General features: G+C 70.2%; 20 protein-coding genes and 2 tRNA genes. 17 read left to right on the forward strand and 5 right to left on the reverse strand.

The annotated features are described in order from the left end of the window. Window position 1 precedes the first annotated feature (1 nt). The 4 genes from H9I38_RS04585 to dnaG all read left to right on the forward strand — a co-directional run bounded on the left by H9I38_RS04585 (window position 2) and on the right by dnaG (window position 5,493). On the forward strand, window positions 2–1,087 hold the full coding sequence (locus tag H9I38_RS04585) for a GNAT family N-acetyltransferase (protein ID WP_226337564.1): 1,086 nt from the start codon (window positions 2–4) through the stop codon (window positions 1,085–1,087). After that, window positions 1,084–2,259 (forward strand): tRNA dihydrouridine synthase DusB, encoded by a 1,176-nt coding sequence (gene dusB, locus H9I38_RS04590; RefSeq protein ID WP_226337565.1) that lies wholly within the window; start codon window positions 1,084–1,086, stop codon window positions 2,257–2,259. Before H9I38_RS04585 ends, dusB begins: the two co-directional genes overlap by 4 nt. Then, window positions 2,252–3,553, forward strand: a complete 1,302-nt coding sequence (locus H9I38_RS04595; protein WP_413463517.1) for a deoxyguanosinetriphosphate triphosphohydrolase — start codon at window positions 2,252–2,254, stop codon at window positions 3,551–3,553. The genes dusB and H9I38_RS04595 overlap by 8 nt, the downstream gene beginning before the upstream one ends. 77 nt (window positions 3,554–3,630) lie before the next feature. Continuing rightward, window positions 3,631–5,493, forward strand: a complete 1,863-nt coding sequence (dnaG, locus tag H9I38_RS04600; RefSeq protein WP_226337566.1) for a DNA primase — start codon at window positions 3,631–3,633, stop codon at window positions 5,491–5,493. Here the strand turns inward: dnaG and H9I38_RS04605 are convergent. Then, window positions 5,450–6,868: a cation:dicarboxylate symporter family transporter gene (locus tag H9I38_RS04605; RefSeq protein ID WP_413463520.1), complete on the reverse strand. Its 1,419-nt coding sequence runs from the start codon at window positions 6,866–6,868 to the stop codon at window positions 5,450–5,452. The two genes, dnaG and H9I38_RS04605, sit on opposite strands and share 44 nt — an antisense overlap. A gap of 170 nt (window positions 6,869–7,038) precedes the next feature. Further along, window positions 7,039–7,111, reverse strand: a tRNA-Asn gene (locus tag H9I38_RS04610). A 198-nt stretch (window positions 7,112–7,309) separates the two neighbouring features. Between H9I38_RS04610 and H9I38_RS04615 the strand changes: the two genes are divergently transcribed. The 4 genes from H9I38_RS04615 (at window position 7,310) to H9I38_RS04630 (ending at window position 12,314) form a co-directional block, all read left to right on the forward strand. After that, window positions 7,310–8,728 (forward strand): sugar porter family MFS transporter, encoded by a 1,419-nt coding sequence (locus tag H9I38_RS04615; RefSeq protein WP_226337567.1) that lies wholly within the window; start codon window positions 7,310–7,312, stop codon window positions 8,726–8,728. Window positions 8,729–8,875: 147 nt separating this feature from the next. After that, window positions 8,876–9,922, forward strand: a complete 1,047-nt coding sequence (locus tag H9I38_RS04620) for a phage holin family protein (RefSeq protein WP_226337568.1) — start codon at window positions 8,876–8,878, stop codon at window positions 9,920–9,922. 188 nt (window positions 9,923–10,110) lie between these two features. Continuing rightward, on the forward strand, window positions 10,111–11,040 hold the full coding sequence (locus H9I38_RS04625; RefSeq protein ID WP_226337569.1) for a DMT family transporter: 930 nt from the start codon (window positions 10,111–10,113) through the stop codon (window positions 11,038–11,040). A gap of 14 nt (window positions 11,041–11,054) precedes the next feature. Then, window positions 11,055–12,314 carry a glycosyltransferase gene (locus tag H9I38_RS04630; RefSeq protein ID WP_226337570.1) on the forward strand — a complete coding sequence of 420 codons (1,260 nt, stop codon included), beginning with the start codon at window positions 11,055–11,057 and terminating at the stop codon, window positions 12,312–12,314. A 199-nt stretch (window positions 12,315–12,513) separates the two neighbouring features. On the opposite strand, the gene H9I38_RS04635 is transcribed toward H9I38_RS04630, so the two are convergent. Continuing rightward, window positions 12,514–12,587: transfer RNA gene (locus tag H9I38_RS04635), tRNA-Ile, on the reverse strand. Window positions 12,588–12,837: 250 nt separating this feature from the next. Here H9I38_RS04635 and H9I38_RS04640 point away from each other — a divergent pair. After that, window positions 12,838–14,022, forward strand: a complete 1,185-nt coding sequence (locus H9I38_RS04640) for an acyl-CoA dehydrogenase family protein (protein ID WP_226337571.1) — start codon at window positions 12,838–12,840, stop codon at window positions 14,020–14,022. Between the two features lie 21 nt (window positions 14,023–14,043). On the opposite strand, the gene H9I38_RS04645 is transcribed toward H9I38_RS04640, so the two are convergent. Further along, window positions 14,044–14,595, reverse strand: a complete 552-nt coding sequence (locus H9I38_RS04645) for a M23 family metallopeptidase (RefSeq protein ID WP_226337572.1) — start codon at window positions 14,593–14,595, stop codon at window positions 14,044–14,046. A gap of 348 nt (window positions 14,596–14,943) precedes the next feature. Between H9I38_RS04645 and rpsB the strand changes: the two genes are divergently transcribed. The 6 genes from rpsB (at window position 14,944) to H9I38_RS04675 (ending at window position 19,767) form a co-directional block, all read left to right on the forward strand. Continuing rightward, window positions 14,944–15,759 (forward strand): 30S ribosomal protein S2, encoded by an 816-nt coding sequence (gene rpsB, locus H9I38_RS04650; protein ID WP_226337573.1) that lies wholly within the window; start codon window positions 14,944–14,946, stop codon window positions 15,757–15,759. 41 nt (window positions 15,760–15,800) lie between these two features. Then, complete coding sequence (tsf, locus tag H9I38_RS04655) at window positions 15,801–16,637, forward strand: translation elongation factor Ts (RefSeq protein WP_226337574.1); 837 nt, start codon at window positions 15,801–15,803, stop codon at window positions 16,635–16,637. Between the two features lie 179 nt (window positions 16,638–16,816). Next, on the forward strand, window positions 16,817–17,542 hold the full coding sequence (gene pyrH, locus H9I38_RS04660) for a UMP kinase (RefSeq protein ID WP_226337575.1): 726 nt from the start codon (window positions 16,817–16,819) through the stop codon (window positions 17,540–17,542). A 72-nt stretch (window positions 17,543–17,614) separates the two neighbouring features. Continuing rightward, window positions 17,615–18,178 carry a ribosome recycling factor gene (gene frr, locus H9I38_RS04665; protein ID WP_226337576.1) on the forward strand — a complete coding sequence of 188 codons (564 nt, stop codon included), beginning with the start codon at window positions 17,615–17,617 and terminating at the stop codon, window positions 18,176–18,178. A gap of 60 nt (window positions 18,179–18,238) precedes the next feature. After that, the gene (locus H9I38_RS04670; RefSeq protein ID WP_226337577.1) at window positions 18,239–19,090 is read left to right on the forward strand and encodes a phosphatidate cytidylyltransferase; all 852 of its coding nucleotides are present in this window, start codon (window positions 18,239–18,241) and stop codon (window positions 19,088–19,090) included. Beyond that, entirely contained in the window at window positions 19,090–19,767 is a 678-nt protein-coding gene (locus tag H9I38_RS04675) for a hypothetical protein (protein ID WP_226337578.1), read from the forward strand. The genes H9I38_RS04670 and H9I38_RS04675 overlap by 1 nt, the downstream gene beginning before the upstream one ends. Here the strand turns inward: H9I38_RS04675 and H9I38_RS04680 are convergent. Continuing rightward, the gene (locus H9I38_RS04680; protein ID WP_226337579.1) at window positions 19,739–20,224 is read right to left on the reverse strand and encodes a GNAT family N-acetyltransferase; all 486 of its coding nucleotides are present in this window, start codon (window positions 20,222–20,224) and stop codon (window positions 19,739–19,741) included. The genes H9I38_RS04675 and H9I38_RS04680 overlap by 29 nt on opposite strands. Before the next feature lie 139 nt (window positions 20,225–20,363). Between H9I38_RS04680 and dxr the strand changes: the two genes are divergently transcribed. Further along, entirely contained in the window at window positions 20,364–21,542 is a 1,179-nt protein-coding gene (gene dxr, locus H9I38_RS04685) for a 1-deoxy-D-xylulose-5-phosphate reductoisomerase (protein ID WP_413463521.1), read from the forward strand. Next, window positions 21,542–22,885: a M50 family metallopeptidase gene (locus H9I38_RS04690; protein WP_226337580.1), complete on the forward strand. Its 1,344-nt coding sequence runs from the start codon at window positions 21,542–21,544 to the stop codon at window positions 22,883–22,885. Before dxr ends, H9I38_RS04690 begins: the two co-directional genes overlap by 1 nt. Window positions 22,886–22,954 lie beyond the last annotated feature (69 nt).

Consider the following 22,954-nt stretch of genomic DNA (forward strand, 5'->3'; position numbering starts at 1 on the left):
GGTGGCTTTCTCCGTCCGGCCGTGGCGAGAGGGGGACGACCTCGCCCTCCTCGAGCTCTGGAACGACGCCGAGAACGCCCAAGCGGCGGTGGACCGCGCCCTCCTCCAGGGGGATTCGGACTCGCCGTTCGCCCGGGGCGTCGTGGCGCTCGACGACGGCGTTCCCGCCGCCGCCGGATCCCTCGCCGCCTCCCGGATGCACCCCGAGCGGGTGTGGATCCACGTGGAGACCGCTCCCGCCGTGCGGGGGCAGGGCCTGGCCTCGCAGATCGCGGACCGCCTCCGGGACGAGCTCGCGGACGCCGCGGACCGCGGCCTCGTGCCGTCCGCCTCGATGAAGGCGCGGTACGCGGTGGAGCCGGGGCCGATCGCGCGGGACGTCGCCGTCCAGGCGGGGGACGCCGAGCTGTCGGCCGCCCTGAACCCGGCCGCAGCGCGCCTTGCGGCGCGGCTGGGGCTGGAGCCCGTGCAGGAGTCGCGCTCCGTCGTCGTGCGCCCGGGGGCCGTTCCGGTCCCGGACTTCCAGGACCACGCCGCGGGCTCGCGGCACGTGACGGACCTGGCCACGGGCTCGGTGGAGCTGACGCTCGCGGTCAAGGCGTTCTACGAGGCGGCGCACGCGGAGTGGGACCCGGCCGAGGCGACACCGGGCGGGATCGCGCAGATGCTTCTCTCGCCGCAGTCGGGCGCCCACGGCGCCCTCGTGGTGCGCAGCGGGCCGCCGTTGCCGGAGGACGCCCCGGCGGGCGCCAAGGCGGGGAAGATCCGCGCGTTCGCGGTGAGCTACGCTTCCGCCCAGAATCCGGAGGACGCGGAGAACTCGGGGGCGGACGCGGACGCCGCGGACGTCCTCATCGGCTGGGACCCGGAGCTCTCGGAGGACGAGCAGGTGCGAGCTGTCGCGGACCTGCTGGGCCTCATGGTCGCCGAGCGCCCGATTCGGGTGGAGGCGGACCGCTCCATGACGCCGCTGCTGCGGGTGCTCGCGGCTCTCGAGGCGGACGGAACCGCCGTGACCACGCACGAGACGCGCATCCTGGCCACCCCTGCAGCCCGTGATTCTGCCGCGAAGGGAGGCGCTGAATGAGCCTCGAGACCATGCCCGCGAAGCTGGACCTCGATCCGCTCCAGCTCGGGCGCCACACCGTGGACACGCCGGTCATCCTCGCGCCGATGGCGGGCATCACCAACCGCGCATACCGGCGGCTGTGCCGGGAGAACGGCGGCGGCCTGTTCGTGACCGAGATGGTCACCTCGCGCGCCCTCGTGGAGCGCTCGCCGGAGTCCATGCGGATCATCCAGCACGACGAGGACGAGCAGCTGCGCTCCGTCCAGCTCTACGGCGTGGACCCGGTGACGGTGGGCGCTGCGGTGCGCCTGCTCGTCGAGGAGGACCGCGCGGACCACATCGACCTCAACTTCGGCTGCCCCGTCCCCAAGGTGACCCGCAAGGGCGGGGGAGCGGCGCTGCCGTGGAAGAAGGACCTGTTCCGCGCCATCGTGGAGACGGCCGTCCGCGAGGCCTCGAAGGGGGACGTCCCCCTCACGGTCAAGATGCGCAAGGGCATCGACGCGGACCACCTGACCTTCCTCGAGGCCGGCCGGATCGCCCGGGACGCGGGCGTGGCCGCGGTGGCCCTCCACGGCCGCACGGCCAACCAGTTCTACTCCGGCCAGGCGGACTGGGACGCGATCGCCCGGCTGCGCGAGGCCCTGCCGGACATCCCCGTGCTCGGCAACGGTGACATCTGGTCCGCGGAGGACGCGGTGGCCATGGTCAACCGCACCGGCGTGGACGGCGTGGTCATCGGCCGGGGCTGTCAAGGGCGCCCCTGGCTGTTCGCCGATCTCCAGGCGGCGTTCGAGGGCTCGGCGGAGCGCCGCCGGCCCGCTCTCGGCGAGGTGGCCAAGGCCGTCTACCGCCACGGCGAGCTGCTCGTGGAGACGTTCAACGGAGACGAGCTGCAGGCCATGCGGGACATCCGCAAGCACATGGCGTGGTACTTCAAGGGCTACGTGGTGGGCTCGGACATCCGGACCCGCCTGGCCACCGTGCCCACGCTCGAGGAGCTCGCGTCCATCCTCTCCGAGCTGGACCCGGACTCGCCGTACCCCGGCGCGGACGCCGAAGGACCCCGCGGCCGCGCGGGCCGTCCCAAGCGCACCGCCTTGCCGGACGGCTGGCTGGACTCCCAGGAGCTCACGGGCGTGGGCGCCGAGATGATCAAGGCGGCGGAGGTGGACGTCTCCGGTGGCTGAGCAGACTGGGCAGGGCAGGCGCACTCCGCTGAGCGGCGAGTACACGGAGCGGGACCGCGAGCGGTGGCTGCCCGAGCCGGCCAAGAGCGCGTACCGCACGGACTTCGAGCGGGACCGCGCCCGGGTGCTGCACTCCTCGGCGCTGCGCCGCCTCGGCGCCAAGACCCAGGTGCTCGCGCCCGTCACGGACGATTTCATCCGCACCCGCCTCACCCACTCCCTCGAGGTGGCGCAGGTGGGCCGCGAGCTCGGCCGTCTGCTCGGCTGCGACCCGGACATCGTGGACGCCGCGTGCCTCTCCCACGACCTCGGACACCCTCCGTTCGGCCACAACGGGGAGAAGGCGCTCAACGAGGCCGCCTCCCAGATCGGCGGGTTCGAGGGCAACGCGCAGACCCTCCGCCTGCTCACCCGGCTCGAGCCGAAGGCCCTCTTCCCAGACGGGCGCCCCGCCGGCCTCAACCTGACGCGCGCGAGCCTCGACGCCGCGTGCAAGTATCCCTGGCGCGCGGAGGAGGCCCCGCTCAAGGCGGACGGCTCCCGCTCGTCCAAGTTCGGCGCCTACGAGGACGATCTCCCCGTCTTCGCGTGGATCCGCGAGGGCGCTCCGGAGCGCCGCGCGTGCCTCGAGGCGCAGGTCATGGACCTCTCGGACGACATCTCCTACTCGGTGCACGACGTCGAGGACGCCATCGTCGGCCGCCACCTCCAGCTCAAGTGGATGGACCACCGGGACCAGCGCGCCCGTTTCATCGGCTACACGCAGCAGTGGTACCTGCCCGGCGCGCCGGCCGAGGAGATCGACGCCGCCCTCCGCCGTCTCGAGGCCCTGCCCGGCTGGGTGCGCTCGTCCAGCGGCTCCCGCCAGGACATGGCGCGCCTGAAGAACATGACGAGCGGCCTCATCGGGCGCTTCGCCTCCGCCGCGTTCGAGGCCACCCGGCAGTCCTATGACAGTTCGGCGCTCACGCGGTACCGCGGCAGCGTCGTCGTGCCCGAGGAGACGCGGCTCGAGATCGCGGTCCTCAAGGGGCTTGCGGCCACGTTCGTCATGGAGAGCGACCTCCGCCAGCCGCTCTACGAGCGGCAGCGCTCCCTCCTCGCGGAGCTCGTGGAGGAGCTCGTGCGCACCGGGGAGCGCCACCTCGATCCGATGTTCGCCGCGGACTTCGCGGAGGCCGACGACGACGCCGCCCGCCGCCGCGTGGTCATCGACCAGGTCGCTTCGCTCACGGACCGCAGCGCCCTGGCCCTGCACGAGAGCATCCTGGGCGGGGCTCCGACGTTCCTGTAGAGGGGTGCCGGAAGGCCTTGTCCACATTCGGCGTTCGCGCCGGGTGGACGGCCTCCACTGGGCGATAGAGTGAATCTGTGGCTGGGCTGATCAAACGCGAGGTGATCGACGCGGTCCGCGACCGCGCGGACATCCGGAGCGTCGTGGAGGGGTACGTGACCCTGCGCTCGTCCGGTGTCGGCTCGTTCAAGGGCCTCTGCCCCTTCCATGACGAGCGGACGCCCTCCTTCTACATCCGCACGTCCACGAACACGTACCACTGCTTCGGCTGCGGAGAGGGCGGAGACGTCATCTCCTTCGTCCAGAAGCAGGACCACTCCACGTTCGCGGAGACCGTGGAGAAGCTCGCCGCCATGCTCGGCATCACCGTGGAGTACGAGGACGGAGGGACGGGCGCCAAGCCGGAGGAGCTGGGCCGGCGCCGTCGCCTCCTGGACGCCCACAAGCTCGCGGAGGAGTGGTTCCGCCGCCAGCTCGGGTCGGAGGAGGCGGCCACGGCGCGCTCCTTCCTCGCGGAACGCGGCTTCAGCCGAGAGGCGGCCGAGCGCTTCGGCTGCGGCTACGCTCCGAAGGGCTGGGACGGGCTCCTCAAGCACCTGACCTCCAAGGGCTACACGCGAGAGGAGCTTCTCGAAGGCGGCCTTCTCAGCCAGGGCCAGCGCGGCTCCTATGACCGCTTCCGGGGGCGCCTCATCTGGCCCATCCGGGACCTGACGGGCGCCACGATCGGCTTCGGGGCCCGCAAGCTCTTCGAGGACGACCAAGGCCCCAAGTACCTCAACACCCCGGAGACGCCGCTCTACAAGAAGTCGCAGGTGCTCTACGGGATCGACCTGGCCAAGAAGGCCATCGCCCAGCAGCGGCAGATCGTCGTCGTCGAGGGCTACACGGACGTCATGGCGGCGCAGCTCGCCGGCGTGGACACGGCCGTGGCCACCTGCGGCACGGCGTTCGGCGCGGACCACATCAAGATCGCGCGGCGGCTTCTGCGGGATGACGGCACGGGCGGCTCCGTGGTGTTCACGTTCGACGGGGACGCGGCGGGCCAGAAGGCCGCCCTGAGGGCGTTCGAGGAGGACCAGAAGTTCGTGGCCCAGACGTACGTGGTCGTGGAGCCGAACGGCCTGGACCCCTGCGACGTCCGCCTCAAGCACGGGGACGAGGCCGTGCGGAAGCTGCTTGAGAGCAAGCGGCCGCTCTTCGAGTTCGCCATCCGCTCCACGATCAAGGGCTTTGACGTCAGCACGGCCGAAGGCCGCGTGGGGGCCCTGCGGCAGGCCGCGGAGATCGTCGCGGGCATCAGGGACGCCACCCTGCGCCCCGAGTACTCGCGCCAGCTCTCGCAGTGGCTCGGGATGGACCTGGGCTCCGTGGAGCAGGCGGTGGCCCGAGCCGGCCGCTCGGGCGGACCCGCATCGCAGCCCTCCCGGGAGAGCCGAGACCGGGGGAGCGGCGAGCAGGCCCCGCCCGTGCGGCTGGACCTCCGGGATCCCGTGGTCCGCCTGGAGAGGGACGTCATGGTGGTGGCCCTGCAGATGCCCCAGCTGCTGGACCGCACCCGCTGGGCGCCGTTCACTCGGCTGCGCCTCTACACGCCGGCGCTCGCGGCCGTGCACACCGGCATTCTGGCGGCGGCCCGCAATCAGACGCCCTTGCCCCGCTGGGTGGCCGGCGTGGCGGAGCACGTCTCCCGCGAGCTGCTGCCGCTGGTCTACGAGCTCTCGGCCGTGCCCATCCCGGCCCGGGATGACGAGGGGGCGCTGCGCTACGGCTCCGAGGTGCTCGCCCGGATCTCGGAGATGAACATCACCCGCCGCAAAGCGGACCTCGTCAGCGAGCTCTCGCGCCTGGACCCGGAATCCGAGCACGAGCGCTCCAGCCAGATCTCCCGCGAGCTCATCGACCTGGAGCAGCAGCGCCGGGCTCTGCGGCGGGACTGACCGCGGCGTCGCCGTTCGTTGCCATGGGGCTGACCGGGAAGCCGATCCCGCCGTGGACGTCTCCGTCCAGGCTCGACTGGTCGAACGGGATCCGCCCGCTGAGCACGTCCTCGACCCGTCCGAAGTCCACGGTGCGGGTCCACCGGCCGACCACGAGCGTGGCCACGGCGTTGCCCGCGAAGTTCGTGAGGGCGCGCGCCTCGGACATGAAGCGGTCGATGCCCACGATGATGCCCACGCCGGAGACGAGCTGCGGCGCGTGGGACTGGAGGCCGGCCGCGAGCGTGGCGAGGCCTGCGCCGGTCACGCCCGCCGCGCCCTTCGAGGCGATGATCATGAAGACGATGAGCCCGAGCTGCTGGCCGAGGTCCATCGGCTGCCCCAGCGCGTTCGCCACGAAGATAGAGGCCATCGTCAGGTAGATCGCCGTGCCGTCGAGGTTGAAGGAGTAGCCCGTCGGCACCACGACGCCCACGGTGGACTTGTCCACGCCGAGGTGCTGCATCTTGGCCATGAGGTTCGGCAGGGCGGACTCAGACGAGGACGTGGCGACGATGAGCAGGAACTCCCGGCCCAGGAACTTGAGCAGGCGGAAGACGCTGACGCCCGTCACGGCCTTGAGCACCAGTCCGAGCACCACGACCACGAACAGGATGCACGTGATGTAGAAGCCCACCATGAGAGTGAGCAGGGACAGGACGGCCTTGAGCCCCGTGCTCGCGACGACGCCGGCCATCGCGCCGAACGCGCCGATCGGAGCCAGCCACAGGATCATCGTGAGGATCTTGAAGACGGCCTTCTGGAGCACGGCGATCGCGTCGAGCGCCGGCTGGCCCTTCTGCCCCATCTGCTGGAGGGCGAAGCCGACGAGCAGCGCCACGAGCAGCGTCTGGAGGACCTTGCCCTCCGTCAGCGCGGAGAAGAGGCTCGTCGGGATGAGCGAGGAGAAGAAGTCCCAGCCGCCGCCGGCGTGCTCCGCCTGAGAGGCGTACTTGTCCACCGCTCCCGCGGGCGCGTGCAGTCCCGTTCCCGGGTGGATGAGATTGCCGACGACGACGCCGATGCCGAGGGCGAACGTCGACATGACGAGGAAGTACGTCAGCGCGATGCCGCCCGCCTTGCCCACCGTCGAGGCGCTGCGCAGAGAGCCGATGCCGAGGACGATGGTGCAGAAGATGACCGGGCTGATCATCATCTTGATGAGGTCCACGAAGAGGTCGCCGAGGTGCTTGAGCTCCTTGCCGAGGGGCGGGAAGAAGAAGCCGACGGCGATGCCCGCGAGGACGCCGATGATGACGCCGATGTAGAGCCAGTGGGTGCGGTCCTTGCGGGCCTTTGGCGGGGCAGGGGCAAGGGGAGTGGCACTCACGGCGATCGCATCCTCGAGATCAGAGTCAGGGCAGAGGTGTGACGGCGGTCAAGTGACGCCGACCTCACCAAGGTACACGAGGGAGTCCGGCAGACGTGCACTGGGGGCAGGGCGGCCCCGCCTCCGCCAACGAGAAGAGGCCCCGCGATCTCTTCGATCGCGAGGCCTCTCAAGAGCTCCCCCGACTGGACTCGAACCAGTAACCCTTCGATTAACAGTCGAATGCTCTGCCAATTGAGCTACGGGGGAAAGCAACGGATAAGACTCTACACGAGGCGCTCGCGCTGTCCAAATCGGCGACGCCCCCGATGGCGGCCCTCGGCAGGCGCCGGCTCGGCGGCCCCGCGGCCTCTCCGAGACAAAACAAAGGTGCCCGTGACAAAATCGTCCGGTTGCCGACGTCACAGTGTCGGGCAGCACCGCGTAGAGAACGACCCGAGGACGAGCGTGAACCAGCAGGACATCCACCCGGACGCCAAGCAGCACCGGGGCAGAATCATCGCCGTGACCGTCTCCGCAGCTCTGGGAGGGCTGCTCTTCGGCTTCGACACCGCCGTGATCAACGGCGCCGTCGACGCCATCAAGGGCGAGTTCGGAGTAGGGGAGGGGGAGCTCGGGTTCACCGTGGCCATCACCCTCATCGGCTGCGCTCTCGGCGCCTGGTTCACCGGGTCCCTCGCCGACCGCTTCGGCCGTCGCAAGGTCATGGCCGTGGCGGCCCTGCTCTTCGTCGTCCAGTCGGTGGGCTCCGGTCTCGCCTTCGCGGCCTACGACCTCATGCTCTGGCGTCTCATCGGCGGCCTCGCCATCGGCGCCGCCTCCGTCATCGCCCCGGCCTACATCTCGGAGATCGCGCCTGCGAAGTACCGCGGCGCCCTCGCCTCCCTCCAGCAGCTTGCCATCACGGTCGGCATCTTCCTCTCCCTCCTCAACGACGCCGGCCTGGCCAAGCTCGCCGGCGGCGCGGCGGGGGAGCTGTGGCTCGGCATGCCGGCCTGGCGCTGGATGCTCCTCGTCGGCGTGGTCCCGGCGCTCGTCTACGGCATCCTCTCGTGGGGCATCCCCGAGTCGCCCCAGTTCCTCGTGGGCCGCCGCCGCGACGACGAGGCCGCCCACGTCCTGCGCACCGTCACCGGCATCCGCGACACGGACAAGAAGATCGAGGACATCCGCCGCACCATCGTCATGGAGCGCCGCCACACGCTCGGCGACCTCAAGGGCAGCGCGCTCGGCCTCAACCCCCTTCTCTGGGTGGGCCTCGGCATGGCGGCCCTGCAGCAGTTCGTCGGCATCAACGCGATCTTCTACTACTCCACGACCCTCTGGAAGTCGGTCGGCTTCTCCGAGCAGGACTCCTTCGTCACCTCCGTCATCACGGCGGTCATCAACGTCCTCATGACGTTCGTCGCCATCGGCCTCGTGGACAAGGTGGGCCGCCGCCTGCTCCTGCTCATCGGCTCGGTCGGGATGTTCGTCGGCCTCGTCATGGCCTCCGTCTCCTTCGCGCATGCGACGACGGCGGGCGGCGAGCTCAGCCTCCCCGCTCCCTACGGCCCCATCGCCCTTGTCGGTGCCAACCTGTTCGTCATCTTCTTCGCCTCCACGTGGGGCCCGGTCATGTGGGTGGCCCTCGGCGAGATCTTCCCGAACCGCATCCGCACCCGCGCCCTCGGCGTCTCCACGAGCGCGAACTGGGTGGCCAACTTCCTCGTGACTCTGCTCGTCCCGGTCATCACGGCCAGCCTGGGCACGAGCTTCCTCTATGGGATGTTCGCCTTCTTCGCCGCCGTCTCCTTCGTCTTCGTCCTCCGCTTCTTCCCCGAGTTCTCGGGCCGGGAGCTGGAAGATCACGGGGCTGACGCTTAGGCTGAGGGCAGAGGCGCGCCCGTGCGGCGCACCTGGGACAAATACATGATGGAATAGTCAGGTGCCTCTATCGCTGTGATCAGGATTTCCTGAAATCGGCACCGGGAGGCTTATCCCCCGCTTATGTGAATCTACGAAAGGCTAGCGATGACTACGGCGACCAGAAATGCCGAGTCTGGCTCTCACGCTGCGTCGAGCTCGCGCCGGTCCGCCCTTGATCTCGGGAAGACCCTGCTCAAGCTCGCTCCGCGCCAGATCCAGGATGAGGTCCAGATTGCCCTCCTCGAGCTGAAGAAGAAGGGCATCGGCGTCGGCGTCGCTGCCGGTCTCTTCGGTGCTGCCCTCGTGTTCGTGACGTTCATGGTCACGTCCCTCATCGTCGCGATGATCGCCGGCATCGCGGGCGTCGGCCACATGGCCATCGTCGCGCTCTTCGTCGCCCTCGGCTTCCTCGTCATCGCGGCGATCCTCGCGCTGATCGGCCTCGGCCGCCTCAAGAAGAGCCTTCCCCTCAAGCCGAACCGCGCCATCCACGGCCTGCGCCACGATCTCGGCGTGCTCAAGGACGGCCGCCGCTTCGACGAGCGCTCGCTCCTCGACACGCGCACCAAGGAGCAGCGCGAGGCGGACGCCAAGCGCGCCGCCGAGGAGAAGCAGGCCAAGGCCCGCCAGGAGAAGATCGACAAGGGCATCGACCCGGACGCCAAGCCGCTCACCCTCGAGCAGCTCATCAGCATCACCTCGCAGCGCCGTGCGAACCTCGCCGAGACTCGCGACGACTTCGTCGAGGACGTCCCCGGCCTCAAGAAGGCCGTCGACGGCGATGGCGCCTCCGGTCGAGGCACGTCCGCTCCGCGCCGCGGCGCGCAGGGCGGCCCGTCCAAGGCGGACGAGCTCCGCGCCACCGCGAGCCGGAAGCTGGAGACGGCCAAGGTCGTCGCCGCCTCCCGCTTCGAGCAGGCCAAGGCCGTGGCCGAGGAGAAGCGCCAGGCGTTCGCCGAGCGCAAGCCGGCGTCCGCCGTCGGCGTCCACGGCGAGACCGGCCGCGCCGGCTCCCCGGAGCGCGCGGGCGCTGTCGAGGGCGGCTCGATGGCCGATCGCCTCAAGGAGCGCAAGGGCGCCGTCGCCACCGCAGGCGCGTCGCTGAGCGCGTTCGCGATCCTCGCGAACAAGCTCTCCAACCGCTCCAAGTAGCACCCGGCGCCGCACGGCGCTGACGTCCCCGGAAGGAGGGCGGCCCGACGACGGTCGGGCCGCCCTCCTTCTCTGTCTCCGTCTTCTGTGCGCCCGGATTCTGTGCGTCACGGCGATGTCAGGAGTTCTCCAGACAGCCCGGCCTAGAATGAGAACTGCTCTCTTTTCCCCGTCGGAAACGGTCTCACGTGAACACAGCCCTCGCGATCAGCTTCGCGCTCGCGTCCGCCGTGTGCCTTGCCTGGGGAGCGGAGCGGCAAGGAGGCGCCGTACGCCGGGACCACGGCCAGGAAGGCCTCGGAGCGCGCGGCATGCTCGCTCTGCTGCGTCACCCGCGGTGGCTCTTCGGACTGGTGCTCATGGGGCTCGGCACGGTGCTCAACGTCGTCGCTCTGGCCTTGGCGCCCATCACGGTCGTCCAGCCGATCGGAGCGCTCGCCCTCGTCATCACCACCCTGCTCGGCGCGAGCGCCAGCAGGACCCGGATCTCGCGGAGGCTCGGCCTCTCCGTCCTCGCGTGCCTCGTCGGCAGCTTCGGATTCGTGCTCCTGGGCGTGAAGGTCCGCAATGACGCTGTGGCGGTCACCGAAGGCCAGACGCGGGTCGTCATGATCCTGACCGCCGCCGCCATCGTGGGCCTCGGGGCCGTGTCGGCGGCGCTGCGCCGCCGCATTCCCGCCTTCGGCTATGTCATCGGAGCGGGCGTTCTCTACGGACTCGTGGCGGTCCAGGTGAAGCTCATCGCCTCGAGCCTGATGCTCCTTCCGCATCGCAGCGCCCAGTCGATCTGGGAGTGGGCGCTCAACGAGGTGCCGTGGCTCGTGGTGCTCGGCGTCGTCGCCGCCGCCGTGCTGGGCGGCTGGTTCGTTCAGCAGGCGTACTCCTCAGGGCCGCCGGACCTCGTCATCGCGGGGCTGACGGTCATCGACCCGTTCGTGGGAGTCGCCGTGGGCATCGCCGTGCTCAACGAGCTCAAGCCGGGCTTTCCGCCGCTCATCGGCGTGGCCATGGGCCTCTCCGCGGCGCTTGCTATGGTGGGAGTCTTGGCGCTGGCGCGTTTCCATCCCGATGCCCAGAGGTCCCCCGCCGGAGATCCTGAACTCCTCAAGCAACCGTGATTGAAGGACACCACGTGCCGCTCGACCCGACCACCTCCGCACCCTCCGCCGGCCGCACCGAAGGCCGGCCGCTCAAGATCCTCATCGCCGCGGAGACCTACCCTCCGAACATCAACGGGGCGGCGCAGTTCTGCTACCGCCTCGCCAAGGGGATGACGGCGCGGGGGCACGAGGTCCGGGTCGTCACTCCGCGGGCTTCGTCCGGCCCGCCCACCATCGAGCACCGCCCGGAGGCCTCGGTCTACAGCGTTCGCTCGCACGCCGCGGTCACCTTCCCGGACTTCCGGATCAGCATGTGGTGGGACGCCAAGCGCGGCGTCGAGGCGCTTCTGGACGAGTTCCAGCCGGACGTGGTGCACTCTCAGTCCCAGTACTTCGTCTGCGAGATGGCGGTGCGCGAGGCGCGCAAGCGCGGCATCCGCGTGGTGACCACCAATCACACGATGCCGGAGAACCTCTACCCGCACTTCCCGTTCCCGCAGTGGCTCAAGGAGGTCAGCGGGTGGATCCTCTGGCGCCACGCGCAGTGGATCCTCGGCAAGGCGGACGTCCTCACCGTGCCCACGCCGCTTGCGGCCGAGACGCACGAGCGCCTCACGGCCCTGCGCGGAATCCTCCCCGTGTCCAACGGGATCGAGACGGCCGACTACGCCGCCAGGCCAGGGGACGCCGCCCCGCACACCGGACCGCGCGAGGTGCTCTTCACGGGCCGTCTCGCGGGGGAGAAGAACATCGACCAGCTCATCGCGGCCTTCGAGGCCCTCGAGCACCAGGACTGCCGCCTCGTCATCGCCGGAACGGGCGAGCTTGAAGAGCAGCTCCACGCCCGTGCCGCGGAGTCTCCGGCCGCAGACCGGATCGAGTTCCTCGGCTACGTCTCGGAGGAGGAGCTGCGCAAGGCGTACCGCCGTGCCGCCGTCTTCGTCATGCCCGGCACAGCCGAGCTGCAGTCCCTGGCGACGCTCGAGGCCATGAGCGCCTCGACGCCGATCCTCGCCGCCAACGCCATGGCCCTCCCGCACCTTGTGGACGAGGGGCGCAACGGCCATCTCTTCGAGCCGGGCAGCGCAGAGGACCTGCGGGTCAAGCTGGACGGCCTGCTCGCTCTCTCGGACGAGGAGCTGGACGTCATGGGCGCACGGAGCCTCGAGATGGCCGGGGAGCACGCGCTCAAGGCCACGCTGGACACCTTCGAGGCGCTGTACCGAGGCGCTGAGGTGGCCGTGGACGGCACCGGCTTCGCGAGCCTGCGCTCCGCTCCATCCGGGGAGTGACCGGCGGGCCGCGGCCTGAGGACGGCGGCCTGTGGGCCGGGTTTGAGGGCTGCGACAAGAGCGCGTACGCCGGAATCAACACCATGGCCGTGCCCGCCGATCCATCGTTTATCCACCTTTTATTCGGTGATATTTGGACGATATAGACACCCGGCGGGGGAGCGGATGCCGCTGCATCCCCGGAAACTCGCGGATTCTGTAGGGCGTGCGGGGCTTGAACCCGCGACCAAGGGATTATGAGTCCCCTGCTCTGACCAACTGAGCTAACGCCCCCTCGGCCCGTTTGTCAGCGGATCATGTCAGCGGATCAGCGTGACGTCCGGGCCTCCGCCCCATCCTAGCGGGGAGCCTGCGTCCGCGGCCGGACTCTGCCTGTCTCTGGATCATCTCTCCGAGTTCTCTCTCCGGCTCTGTGGCTCTGGCCGTTCTGTGCTGAGACCTCCTTCCGTACCGGGCGGTAGTATCGTGGCAACCGTGTTCCGGCTCACATCTGTGAGGGCCGACCTCTGACGAAAGGCATGCCATGACCTCTCTTGACGCTTCCGCCCTCCCGTACGCGGACGGCGACTTCTACGCGTTCGAGAACCTGCTCCAGGGCGAGGAGCGGGACGAGCTCCTGCGCATCCGGGCCTGGCTCGAGGAGAACGTGCGGCCCGTGGCCGTGCAGCACTGGGTGGACGCGACGTTCCCGCATGAGCTGGTGCAGAAGGTCGCGGAGCTCGACGTCATCTCCTCGGTGCGCCGCAAGGGCCGCTCGAACCTCTTCGCGGGCCTCGTCCATGCGGAGTTCACCCGAGTGGACGCCTCCTTCGCCACGTTCATGGGCGTGCACGACGGCCTCTTCACCGGCACCATCGAGGCCCTCGCGTCCGAGGAGCAGAAGGCCGAGTGGCTGCCGGACATCTACTCCTTCCGGAAGATCGGCGCGTTCGGCCTCACCGAGCCGGAGGACGGCTCGGATGTGGCCGGCGGCATCACGACGACGGCGCGCCGCGACGGCGACGACTGGGTCATCAACGGCGCCAAGCGCTGGATCGGCAACGCCACGTGGAGCGATTGGGTGGTGGTCTTCGCCAAGGACGAGGCCGACGGCCAGGTCAAGGCCTTCCTCGTGGACACCGCCGCCGATGGCTACTCGGCGGAGAAGATCGAGAACAAGATCTCGCTGAGGACCGTGCAGAACGCCCACATCACCCTCAAGGACGTGCGGGTGCCGGAGTCTCGCCGCCTGGCGCACTGCAACTCCTTCAAGGACGTCAACAAGGTCCTCAAGGTCACGCGGCTCGCCGTCGCCTGGCAGGCCGTGGGCGTCCAGAAGGCCGCCTTCGACCTCGCGCGCGCCTACGCCGTGGAGCGGAAGCAGTTCGGCCGTCCGATCGCCTCCTTCCAGATGATCCAGGAGCAGCTCGTGGAGATGCTCGGCAACGTCACGGCCTCGACCGCGATGATGGTCCGCCTCTCGCAGCTCGAGGACGCCGGCGAGGCCAAGGACGAGCAGTCCGCTCTGGCCAAGGCCTACGCCACGGCGAGGATGAGGGAGACCGTGGCCAACGGGCGCTCGATCTTCGGCGGCAACGGGATCGTGGCGGACTACGAGATCGCCAAGGTCTTCGCGGACGCCGAGTCCATCTACACCTTCGAGGGCACCCACGAGGTGAACACGCTCGTGGCCGGCCGCGCGGTCACCGGCATCTCCGCCATCGTCTGACCGGCTGGGGCCGAAGACGCCTCAGCCGAGCGGCAGAAGCACGGAGGGGCGACTGTCCAGCCCGAGGAAGGCCAGCGGGTCCGCATAGGCGCCCTCGACCCGCACGCCCCAGTGCAGATAGCCCTCCGCGCAGTGGGTGGCGCCCGCGACCGTTCCGAGCTCCTGTCCGCGCTCCACGTGCTCTCCGCGCGGGAGCCCGGTGCTGACGGGCTCGAAAGAGGACCGGACGCCCTCTCCGTGGTCCACCACGATCACGCCCCGCCCGGCCACCGTCCCGGCGAAGGCGACGGTGCCCGGAGCGGGGGAGAGGACCGCCGTCCCTTGGGCGGCCGCGAGGTCCGCGCCGCGGTGGCCGCTGAGCCACCGCTGAGGCGGCGGGCGGAACGGACGGAGGACCCTCGGGCGGGGAGAGAGCGGCCAGGTCCAACGGCTCTCCTCGGCTCGCGGACTCGGGCTCCTCTCGCCTGCCTGGGCCGGCGGGCCCTCCAACGGCCTCCCCGGGAGCGCGGCGAGCGGCAGGCCCGCCACGGTGAGCAGGAGAGCGTGGAGGAGCAGTGCGCGGAACAGGTTCATGGCTTCGATTCTGTGCCGGAGAGGCCGGGGCATGTGCCCGCTTCCGTCCGAATGTGGACAACGTTCTGGGGCGGGCTGCCGCGCCCCTAGGCGCCCCGCGCCGTGTATGATGGTGCCTGCAGTGTGCCTTGTGCGCGCTGACTTCGCGTGGTGCTGCTTTTCACCTCTCTGATTCCCTGCAGGCTTCGGTCCGGCTGACGCCGGTGTGCCGGCAGGGCGCCTGACAGGCGGCGCGCCACCAGGGCCTCCCTCGCCGAGGGCGGCATGAACCGAGAAGAACTATGGACAAGGGCCCGCATGCCCCTCTACAGGCGCGGGGTCCTACCCTTGTCCGGAAGGAGTGACGACATGCCCGTCGTTACCATGCGTCAGATGCTCGACTCCGGCGTCCACTTCGGACACCAGACCCGCCGGTGGAACCCGAAGATGAAGCGCTTCATCTTCACCGAGCGCAACGGCATCTACATCATCGACCTCCAGCAGTCGCTGTCCTACGTCGACCGCGCGTACGACTTCGTCAAGCAGACCGTCGCGCACGGCGGCACGATCCTCTTCGTGGGCACCAAGAAGCAGGCCCAGGAGGCCATCGCGGAGCAGGCCAACCGCGTCGGCCAGCCGTACGTGAACCACCGCTGGCTCGGCGGCATGCTCACCAACTTCCAGACGGTCTCCAAGCGCGTTGCCCGCATGAAGGAGCTCGAGGAGATCGACTTCGAGGACGTCGCCGGCTCCGGCCACACGAAGAAGGAGCTCCTCCTCCTCAAGCGCGAGCTCACCAAGCTCCAGTCGAACCTCGGCGGCATCCGCAACCTCTCCAAGTCCCCCTCCGCCATCTGGGTTGTGGACACCAAGAAGGAGCACCTCGCGGTCGACGAGGCCAAGAAGCTCGGCATCCCGGTGGTCGCCATCCTCGACACGAACTGCGACCCGGACGAGGTCTCCTACCCGATCCCGGGCAACGACGACTCGATCCGCTCCGTCAACCTCCTCACGCGCGTCATCGCCGACGCCGTCGCGGACGGCCTCATGGCCCGCAACGGCGGCTCGAAGGACGCCGCCGAGGAGCCCATGGCCGAGTGGGAGCGCGAGCTCCTCGAGCAGGGCCAGTCGGAGAAGTCCGAGACCGCCGAGGCCCCGGCCGCGGCTGCCGACGACGCCAAGTAAGCCCACCTTCTCCACGATCACCAGAGACAAGAAGGGTTCTGATGCCTAACTACACTGCTGCAGACATCAAGGCGCTCCGCGAGCGCACCGGCGCCGGCATGATGGACGTCAAGAAGGCTCTCGACGAGGCCAACGGCGACACGGCCAAGGCGATGGAGATCATCCGCGTCAAGGGCCTCAAGGGCGCCACGAAGCGCGAGGGCCGCTCGGCAGCGGAGGGCCTGGTGGCCGCCCGCGTCGAGAACGGCGTCGGCTACATGATCGAGGTCAACTGCGAGACCGACTTCGTGGCGAAGGCCCCGAAGTTCGTCGAGCTGGCCAACACGGTGCTCGACGCCGCGGTGGCGAGCGGCGCCGGCGATCTCGAGACCCTTCTCGGCGCGGACGTCCAGGGCAAGAAGCTCTCGGACTACGTCGTCGAAGAGGGCGCGACGCTCGGCGAGAAGGTCGTCGTCCGCCGCATCGCCCGCGTCGAGGGCCCCACGGTGGACGCCTACCTGCACAAGACGTCCAAGGACCTCCCGGCGCAGGTCGGCGTTCTCATGGCCGTGGACGGCACGGGCGAGCAGGCTCAGACGGTGGCCCACGACGTCGCGGTCCACACGGCCGCCATGGCCCCGACCTACCTCTCTCGTGACGAGGTCCCGGCGGACACGGTCGAGAACGAGCGCCGCATCGCGGACGAGACCGCTCGCGCCGAGGGCAAGCCGGAGCAGGCTCTGACGAAGATCGTCGAGGGCCGTCTCACGGGCTTCTTCAAGGAGATCGTCCTCGTGGACCAGGCCTTCGCCAAGGACGCCAAGCAGACGGTCGGCAAGGTGTTCGAGGCCGCCGGCGTCAAGCCGGTCGCCTTCGCGCGCTTCCGCGTCGGCTCCTGACCCCGTCGGCGGGCTCGGCGCACGCTGAGCCCGCCGATCAGGTGTGATCGAGGCCGGCCGCCCTTCGGGGTGGCCGGCCTCTTCTGTCCGCTAGAGTTGTGACACGGCACCGAATTCCAGGGCGCTGCTCTCGAGCACGTCGCGTTGAGCGCCGCCCGCTGACTTGAGGAGAACGTTCCGTGGTGAATCCCCAGACGACCAAGCACCGCCGCCGAGTGCTGCTGAAGCTCTCCGGCGAGGTCTTCGGAGCAGGGAAGCTGGGTGTGGACACGGCCACGATCCGCGGGATCGCGGAGCAGATCGCGCGCACGGTCGGCGAGGTCGAGGTCGCCGTCGTCGTCGGCGGCGGAAACTTCTTCCGGGGCGCCGAGCTCAGCCAGAACGGCATGGACCGCTCCCGCGCGGACTACATGGGCATGCTGGGCACCGTCATGAACTGCCTGGCCCTCCAGGACTTCCTCGAGCAGGCGGGCGTGGACACGCGCGTGCAGTCGGCCATCACGATGGGACAGGTGGCGGAGGCCTACATTCCCCGCCGCGCGATCCGGCACCTGGAGAAGGGCCGCGTGGTCATCTTCGGCGCGGGCGCCGGACTCCCGTACTTCTCCACGGACACCGTGGCCGCGCAGCGCGCCCTCGAGGTGCACGCGGACGAGGTCCTCATGGCCAAGAGCGGCGTGGACGGCGTCTACACGGCGGACCCGCACAAGGACGCGAACGCCGAGCGCCTGGACCACCTGACCTACAGCGAGGCGTTCCAGCGGGACATCCGCGTCATGGACCAGACCGCCTTCGCCCTGTGCAAGGACAACGCCCTCGCCATGCGCGTCTTCGGCATGGAGGGGGAGGGGAACGTCACCAAGGCGATCCTCGGCGAGAACATCGGAACCTCCGTCACGGCCTGACGGCCTCCACCCGAACCACCTTCGCCGCCCGCAGCGCGGACGGCTCCGAGCATTCCAGTTGAGGAGAGCACCATGATCGCGGAAACCCTGAAGAACGCAGAAGAGATGATGGACCGATCCATCGAGGCCGCCCGCGAGGACTTCGCGAGCGTCCGCACCGGCCGTGCCAACCCGGGCCTCTACAGCAAGGTCCTCGTGGACTACTACGGCGCGCCGACGCCGCTGCAGCAGCTCGCGCAGTTCGCCACCCCGGACGCCCGGACCCTGCTCATCACGCCGTTCGACGTCTCGGCGCTGCGCTCCATCGAGAAGGCCCTCTCCGACTCGGAGATCGGCGCCAACCCGTCCAATGACGGCAAGGTCATCCGCGTCGTCATGCCGGAGCTCACGGAGGAGCGCCGCAAGGAGTACGTGAAGCTCGTCCGCGGCAAGGCGGAGGACGCCCGCGTCTCCGTGCGCAACGCGCGCCGCAAGGCCAAGGAGGCCGTGGACAAGATGGTCAAGGACAAGGACTCCGAGGTGTCCGAGGACGAGGGCGCCCGCGCGGAGAAGGAGCTGGACGCCAAGACCAAGCTCCACATCGAGAAGATCGACGAGATGCTGAAGTCCAAGGAGTCCGAGCTCCTCTCCGTCTGACCGGCTGAGGCCGGCCGGACACCGCCCACCGTCCATCTTCACGAGGGAGCGCCCGCCAGCATGACCGCTGTCCACGTCCCCGCGCCGGCGCCGAAGAACTCGCGCGCGGGCCGAGACCTGCCGGCCGCGATCAGCGTCGGCGTCGGCCTCGGCGCAGTCGTGCTCGTCGGCGTCGTCTGGTTCGAGCCGCTCTTCGTGGCCACGTGCACGGCGTTCGCCGTCCTGGGCGTCTGGGAGGTGTGCCGGGCGCTGCGCCTCTCGAGGATCCGCGTCCCTCAGGCCCCGCTCTTCGCGGCGGCCGCGGTCATGCCCACCGCCGCATACCTGGGCGGCGAGCAGGTGCTCACGTTCGCGCTGGTGGTGACGGCGGTCGCCGTCGTCGTCTTCAGAGCCTTCGAGCCCGGCGAGGCGCCCTTCCGGGGCGTGCTCGCCGGGCTCTTCGTGCTCATGTGGGTGCCGTTCTTCATCTCGTTCGCGCTGCTGCTCGTGCACCTGCCGGAGGGGAAGTTCCGGCTGCTCGTCCTGCTCATCCTCGTGGTCTCGAACGACACGTTCGGCTACATCTTCGGCGTGCTCTTCGGCAAGCACCCGATGGCGCCCACGGTGAGCCCCAAGAAGTCCTGGGAGGGCATGGCCGGCTCGGTGCTCGGCTCCGCCGTGGTCGGCATGGTCTGCGGCGTGGTGTTCCTCGGGGCGCCGTGGTGGTTCGGCGTCATTCTCGCGTTCGCCGTCGTCGTCGCCGCCACCGCCGGCGACCTGGCCGAGTCGATGGTCAAACGGGAGCTCGGCATCAAGGACATGTCGAGCATGCTGCCCGGGCACGGCGGCGTCATGGACCGGCTGGACTCGATGGTGTTCGGCGTGGTCGTGGCCTACGCCGTCTCGCTCGTCTTCCTCCTGACGGCGGCGTGATGGCAGAGCGGGCTGCAGCAGAGCAGGGCGCGGGAGGCGCCAGGCGGTTCACCCGTCCGTCCGCCAGGGCGTTCACCCGGCCGTCCGCGGGAGTGCAGCGCTCCGGAGCGGAGGCTCCCTTCCGCAGCGTTCCCGCCGACCGCCCCGGATACTCGCCGCGTGACGTGGTCCGCTATGTCGCCGGGGAGGGCCCCGCCTGCTTCGCGGCGGTCCGCGGGGGATACGACCCCGCCGAAGTGGATGCGCTCGTCGACCGGCGCGAGGACCGCCTGGCCCTCGAGGACGCGCGCGCCCGTCGCGAGGAGATCGGGCCTCAGACTCACGACGACGAGCTGGCCGAGGACATCGGCGCCCTGCTTTCACGGGCCAAGCGGGACCGGGGGAGCCGCTTCCGCCCGCCCTCGCGCCGCCGGGCGCAGGGATACCAGGCCGAGGCCGTGGACAGGCTCTGCGAGGAGATCCTGGCCTTCTTCGAGGACCCGGACGCCCCGGAGGCCCTCACCGCCTCCGAGGTCCGGCGCAGGGCGCTTCCGCAGGCCGAGGGGCGCGAGGCCGGCCTGCCGGGCTACGAGGAGTGCCAGGTGGACGCGTTCCTCGAGGACGCCGCACGGCTCATCGCCGTGACGGCGGGATGGGACAAGGAGAGGCCTAGGCGTCCTCGCCGAGCTCGAGGATGACCTCCCGGACCACTTCGCCGCGGGAGGTGGCGAAGGAGCGCTCCTCGCCCATCTCGGTGAAGCCCCGGCCGGTGAGGATGCGCACGGCTGCCTCGTTGTCTGCCACGGCGCGGGCGCGCAGGGGGCGCTCCGGGAAGTCCTGGAGGAACTTCTCGACGGCGGCGGTGGTGATCCCGCGGCCCCAAAACTCCTTGCCGAGCCAGTAGCTGAGGCTGCGCACGTCGTCCTCGATGAAGCTGAGGATGTGGCCGGCCACGCTGCCGTCCACCTCGATGGTGCGGGCCACGATCGAGTCCTCGTTGAGGATGTACTGCCAGTGCTGGTCGAAGACCCCGCGGTCGAAGGGATCCTTGGCGCCGAAGGCGGCCATGTGGTTCGCGTCCTGGTCCTGCTGGTGGACGAAGAAGCTGTCGAGGTCGGACGCCTCGACCGGACGCAAGCGAAGCGAGAAAGTCATGTAGACCACACTAGTCCACCCCTCGAGACGCGGCTCACGTCCGCTTCCCCCGGCGCGCTCCTCGCGGGCGTCCAGGCTCATCCCGGATAATGGCCGGGTGACTTCCTCCTCCGCCTTCGCACCCCTGCCTCCGGGTCGCCTGCGCAGCGTCGCGCTGCTCGGCTCCACCGGGTCGATCGGCACCCAGGCGCTGGACATCGTGCGGCGCAGCCCGGACGCGTTCCGCGTGGACGTCCTGGCCGCCGGCGGGTCCCAGCCGGAGCTGCTCGCGGACCAGATCGCGGAGTTCCGGCCGCAGCGCGTCGCGGTGGCCAGCGGCTCCGCGGACGCGCTCCGCGGGCTGCTCGCGGAACGCGGCGTGCGGGAGGCGCCCCAGATCGAGACCGGCGAGGACGCGGTGGCGTCCGCCGCGGGGTCGGGCGCGGACGTGGTGCTCAACGGCATGACCGGCTCGCGCGGGCTGCGGCCTACCCTGGCGGCGCTCGAGGCGGGGTCCATGCTGGCGCTCGCCAACAAGGAGTCGCTCATCGTCGGCGGCCGCATCGTGAAGGAGGCCGCGGCAGAGGGCCAGATCGTCCCCGTGGACTCGGAGCACTCGGCCATCGCCCAGGCCCTGCGCTCGGGCGCGCCGGAGGAGGTGGAGCGCCTCATCGTCACCGCGTCCGGCGGGCCCTTCCGGGGGATGAGCGCGGCCGAGCTCCGGAGCGTCACCCCGGAGCAGGCCCTCGCGCACCCCACGTGGGACATGGGCCGCGTGGTCACCACCAACTCCGCCTCCATGGTCAACAAGGCGCTCGAGGTCATCGAGGCCCACTATCTCTTCGACGTCCCGCTCGAGCGGATCGACGTCGCCGTCCATCCGCAGTCCATGGTCCACTCGATGGTGGAGTTCATCGACGGCTCCACGATCGCCCAGGTGAGCCCGCCGGACATGCGCCTGCCGATCGCGCTCGGCCTCGCGTGGCCGGCCCGCGTCCGCGGCGCGGCGCGTCCCGCGGAGTTCGCCGCTCCGAGCCGCTGGGACTTCGAGCCGCTGGACGAGGACGTCTTCCCCGCGGTCCGCATCGCCAAGGAGGCCTGCGCCGCCTCCGGCACCCACCTCGCCGTCTTCAACGCGGCCAACGAGGAGGCCGTGGACGCCTTCCACGAGCGCCGCATCGCGTTCCCGGAGATCCTCGACGTGGTCAGAGCGGCCCTGGACCGCCACGAGGGCATCGCCGCCCCGAGCCTCGAGGACGTCCTCGCGGCCGAGGAGAAGGCCCGCGCCTTCGCCCGAGCCCGGATCGGCGGCTCCGCAGAGGCAGGGGAGGTGCGCTAGTGGGCGTCGCTCTCTTCGTCCTCGGCGTCGTCCTCATCGCGCTCGGCGTCTTCGTCTCGGTGGTGCTCCACGAGTTCGGCCACTTCATCCCGGCCAAGCTCTTCGGCGCCCGCATCCCGCAGTTCTTCTTCGGCGCGGGCCGCACCCTGTGGTCCTTCCGGCGGGGCGAGACCGAGTTCGGCATCAAGGCGATCCCGCTCATGGGCTACGTCCAGATCGTCGGCATGGTCCCGCCGCGTCCCGAGGACCCGGACGGCACGGTCCCCGCCGCCACCACCTCCCTCTTCGGCCGCATGGTCGAGGACACGCGCGCCGGGGACCTCGAGCACGTCCGCCCCGGCGAGGAGCACCGCCTCTTCTACCGGATGGCGGTGTGGAAGCGCGTCGTCGTCATGCTCGGCGGGCCGCTCGTCAACCTCGTGCTCGGCCTCCTGCTCATCAGCACCGTCGTCATGGGGTTCGGCACCGCGAAGCCGACGACGACGGTCGGCTACGTCTCCCAGTGCGTCAAGACCGGCGAGGCGGCCCAGGGGAGCGCCCGGCAGGAGTGCACCGCGAAGGACGCCAAGACCCCGGCCCTCCAGGCCGGCCTCAAGGCGGGGGACCGGATCGTCTCCTTCGACGGGCACGCGGCAGGGGACTGGGCGTCCGCGCAGCAGTCCATCCGCGACGCGGCGGGCCGCACGGTGCCGATCGTCGTCGAGCGGGACGGGAAGCGGCTGAGCCTCTCGGTCACGCCCATCCGCACCCAGCGGCCCGAGGCGGACGCCCTCGGCAAGCCGGCCACGGACGCGAGCGGCAAGGTGAAGACGAGCGAGGTCGGATTCATCGGCGTGGCGCCCGTGCAGGAGGTCACCCCGGGCACGTTCGGGGAGGCGCTCAGCCTCACCGGCCAGAACATCACCTCGGTGGCCAACGTGGTCCTCCACCTGCCGCAGCGGCTCTACCAGGTGGGCAAGGTCACGCTCGGCCTCGAGGAGAGGGACCCGAACGGTCCCATGAGCGTCGTCGGCGTCGGGCGGATCGGCGGCGAGATCACCGCGGACTCGGAGATCCCCTGGAAGTCGAAGATCGCCTCGGTGCTGCTCATCCTCGGCAGCCTCAACATCGCGCTGTTCGTCTTCAACCTCATCCCGCTCACCCCGCTGGACGGCGGCAACATCGCCGCGGCCCTGTGGGACGGCGTCCGCCGTCTCTGGGCCCGGCTGCGCGGGAAGGCGGAGCCCCGTCCCTTCGACACCGCCCGCCTCGCGCCCCTGTCCGTCGCCGTGTTCGGGGTCTTCGGACTCATGAGCATCCTGCTCATCTACGCGGACCTCTTCCATCCGGTCTCGCTGAGATGACCCGCGGGGCTCCGCTCCCTGTCAGCGCCCAGCGCGCCGGACTACTGTAGAACCCATACGACCAATCCC

This window comes from Arthrobacter sp. UM1 (assembly GCF_020483305.1).
Taxonomy (GTDB): Bacteria; Actinomycetota; Actinomycetes; order Actinomycetales; family Micrococcaceae; genus Falsarthrobacter.

Coding starts and splice junctions, on each gene's coding strand:
- dusB (WP_226337565.1), top strand. CDS start 1,084: ATGAGCCTCGAGACCATGCCCGCGAAGCTGGACCTCGATCCGCTCCAG.
- H9I38_RS04620 (WP_226337568.1), top strand. CDS start 8,876: ATGACTACGGCGACCAGAAATGCCGAGTCTGGCTCTCACGCTGCGTCG.
- H9I38_RS04640 (WP_226337571.1), top strand. CDS start 12,838: ATGACCTCTCTTGACGCTTCCGCCCTCCCGTACGCGGACGGCGACTTC.
- H9I38_RS04645 (WP_226337572.1), bottom strand. CDS start 14,595: ATGAACCTGTTCCGCGCACTGCTCCTCCACGCTCTCCTGCTCACCGTG.
- rpsB (WP_226337573.1), top strand. CDS start 14,944: ATGCCCGTCGTTACCATGCGTCAGATGCTCGACTCCGGCGTCCACTTC.
- tsf (WP_226337574.1), top strand. CDS start 15,801: ATGCCTAACTACACTGCTGCAGACATCAAGGCGCTCCGCGAGCGCACC.
- frr (WP_226337576.1), top strand. CDS start 17,615: ATGATCGCGGAAACCCTGAAGAACGCAGAAGAGATGATGGACCGATCC.
- H9I38_RS04670 (WP_226337577.1), top strand. CDS start 18,239: ATGACCGCTGTCCACGTCCCCGCGCCGGCGCCGAAGAACTCGCGCGCG.
- H9I38_RS04675 (WP_226337578.1), top strand. CDS start 19,090: ATGGCAGAGCGGGCTGCAGCAGAGCAGGGCGCGGGAGGCGCCAGGCGG.
- H9I38_RS04680 (WP_226337579.1), bottom strand. CDS start 20,224: ATGACTTTCTCGCTTCGCTTGCGTCCGGTCGAGGCGTCCGACCTCGAC.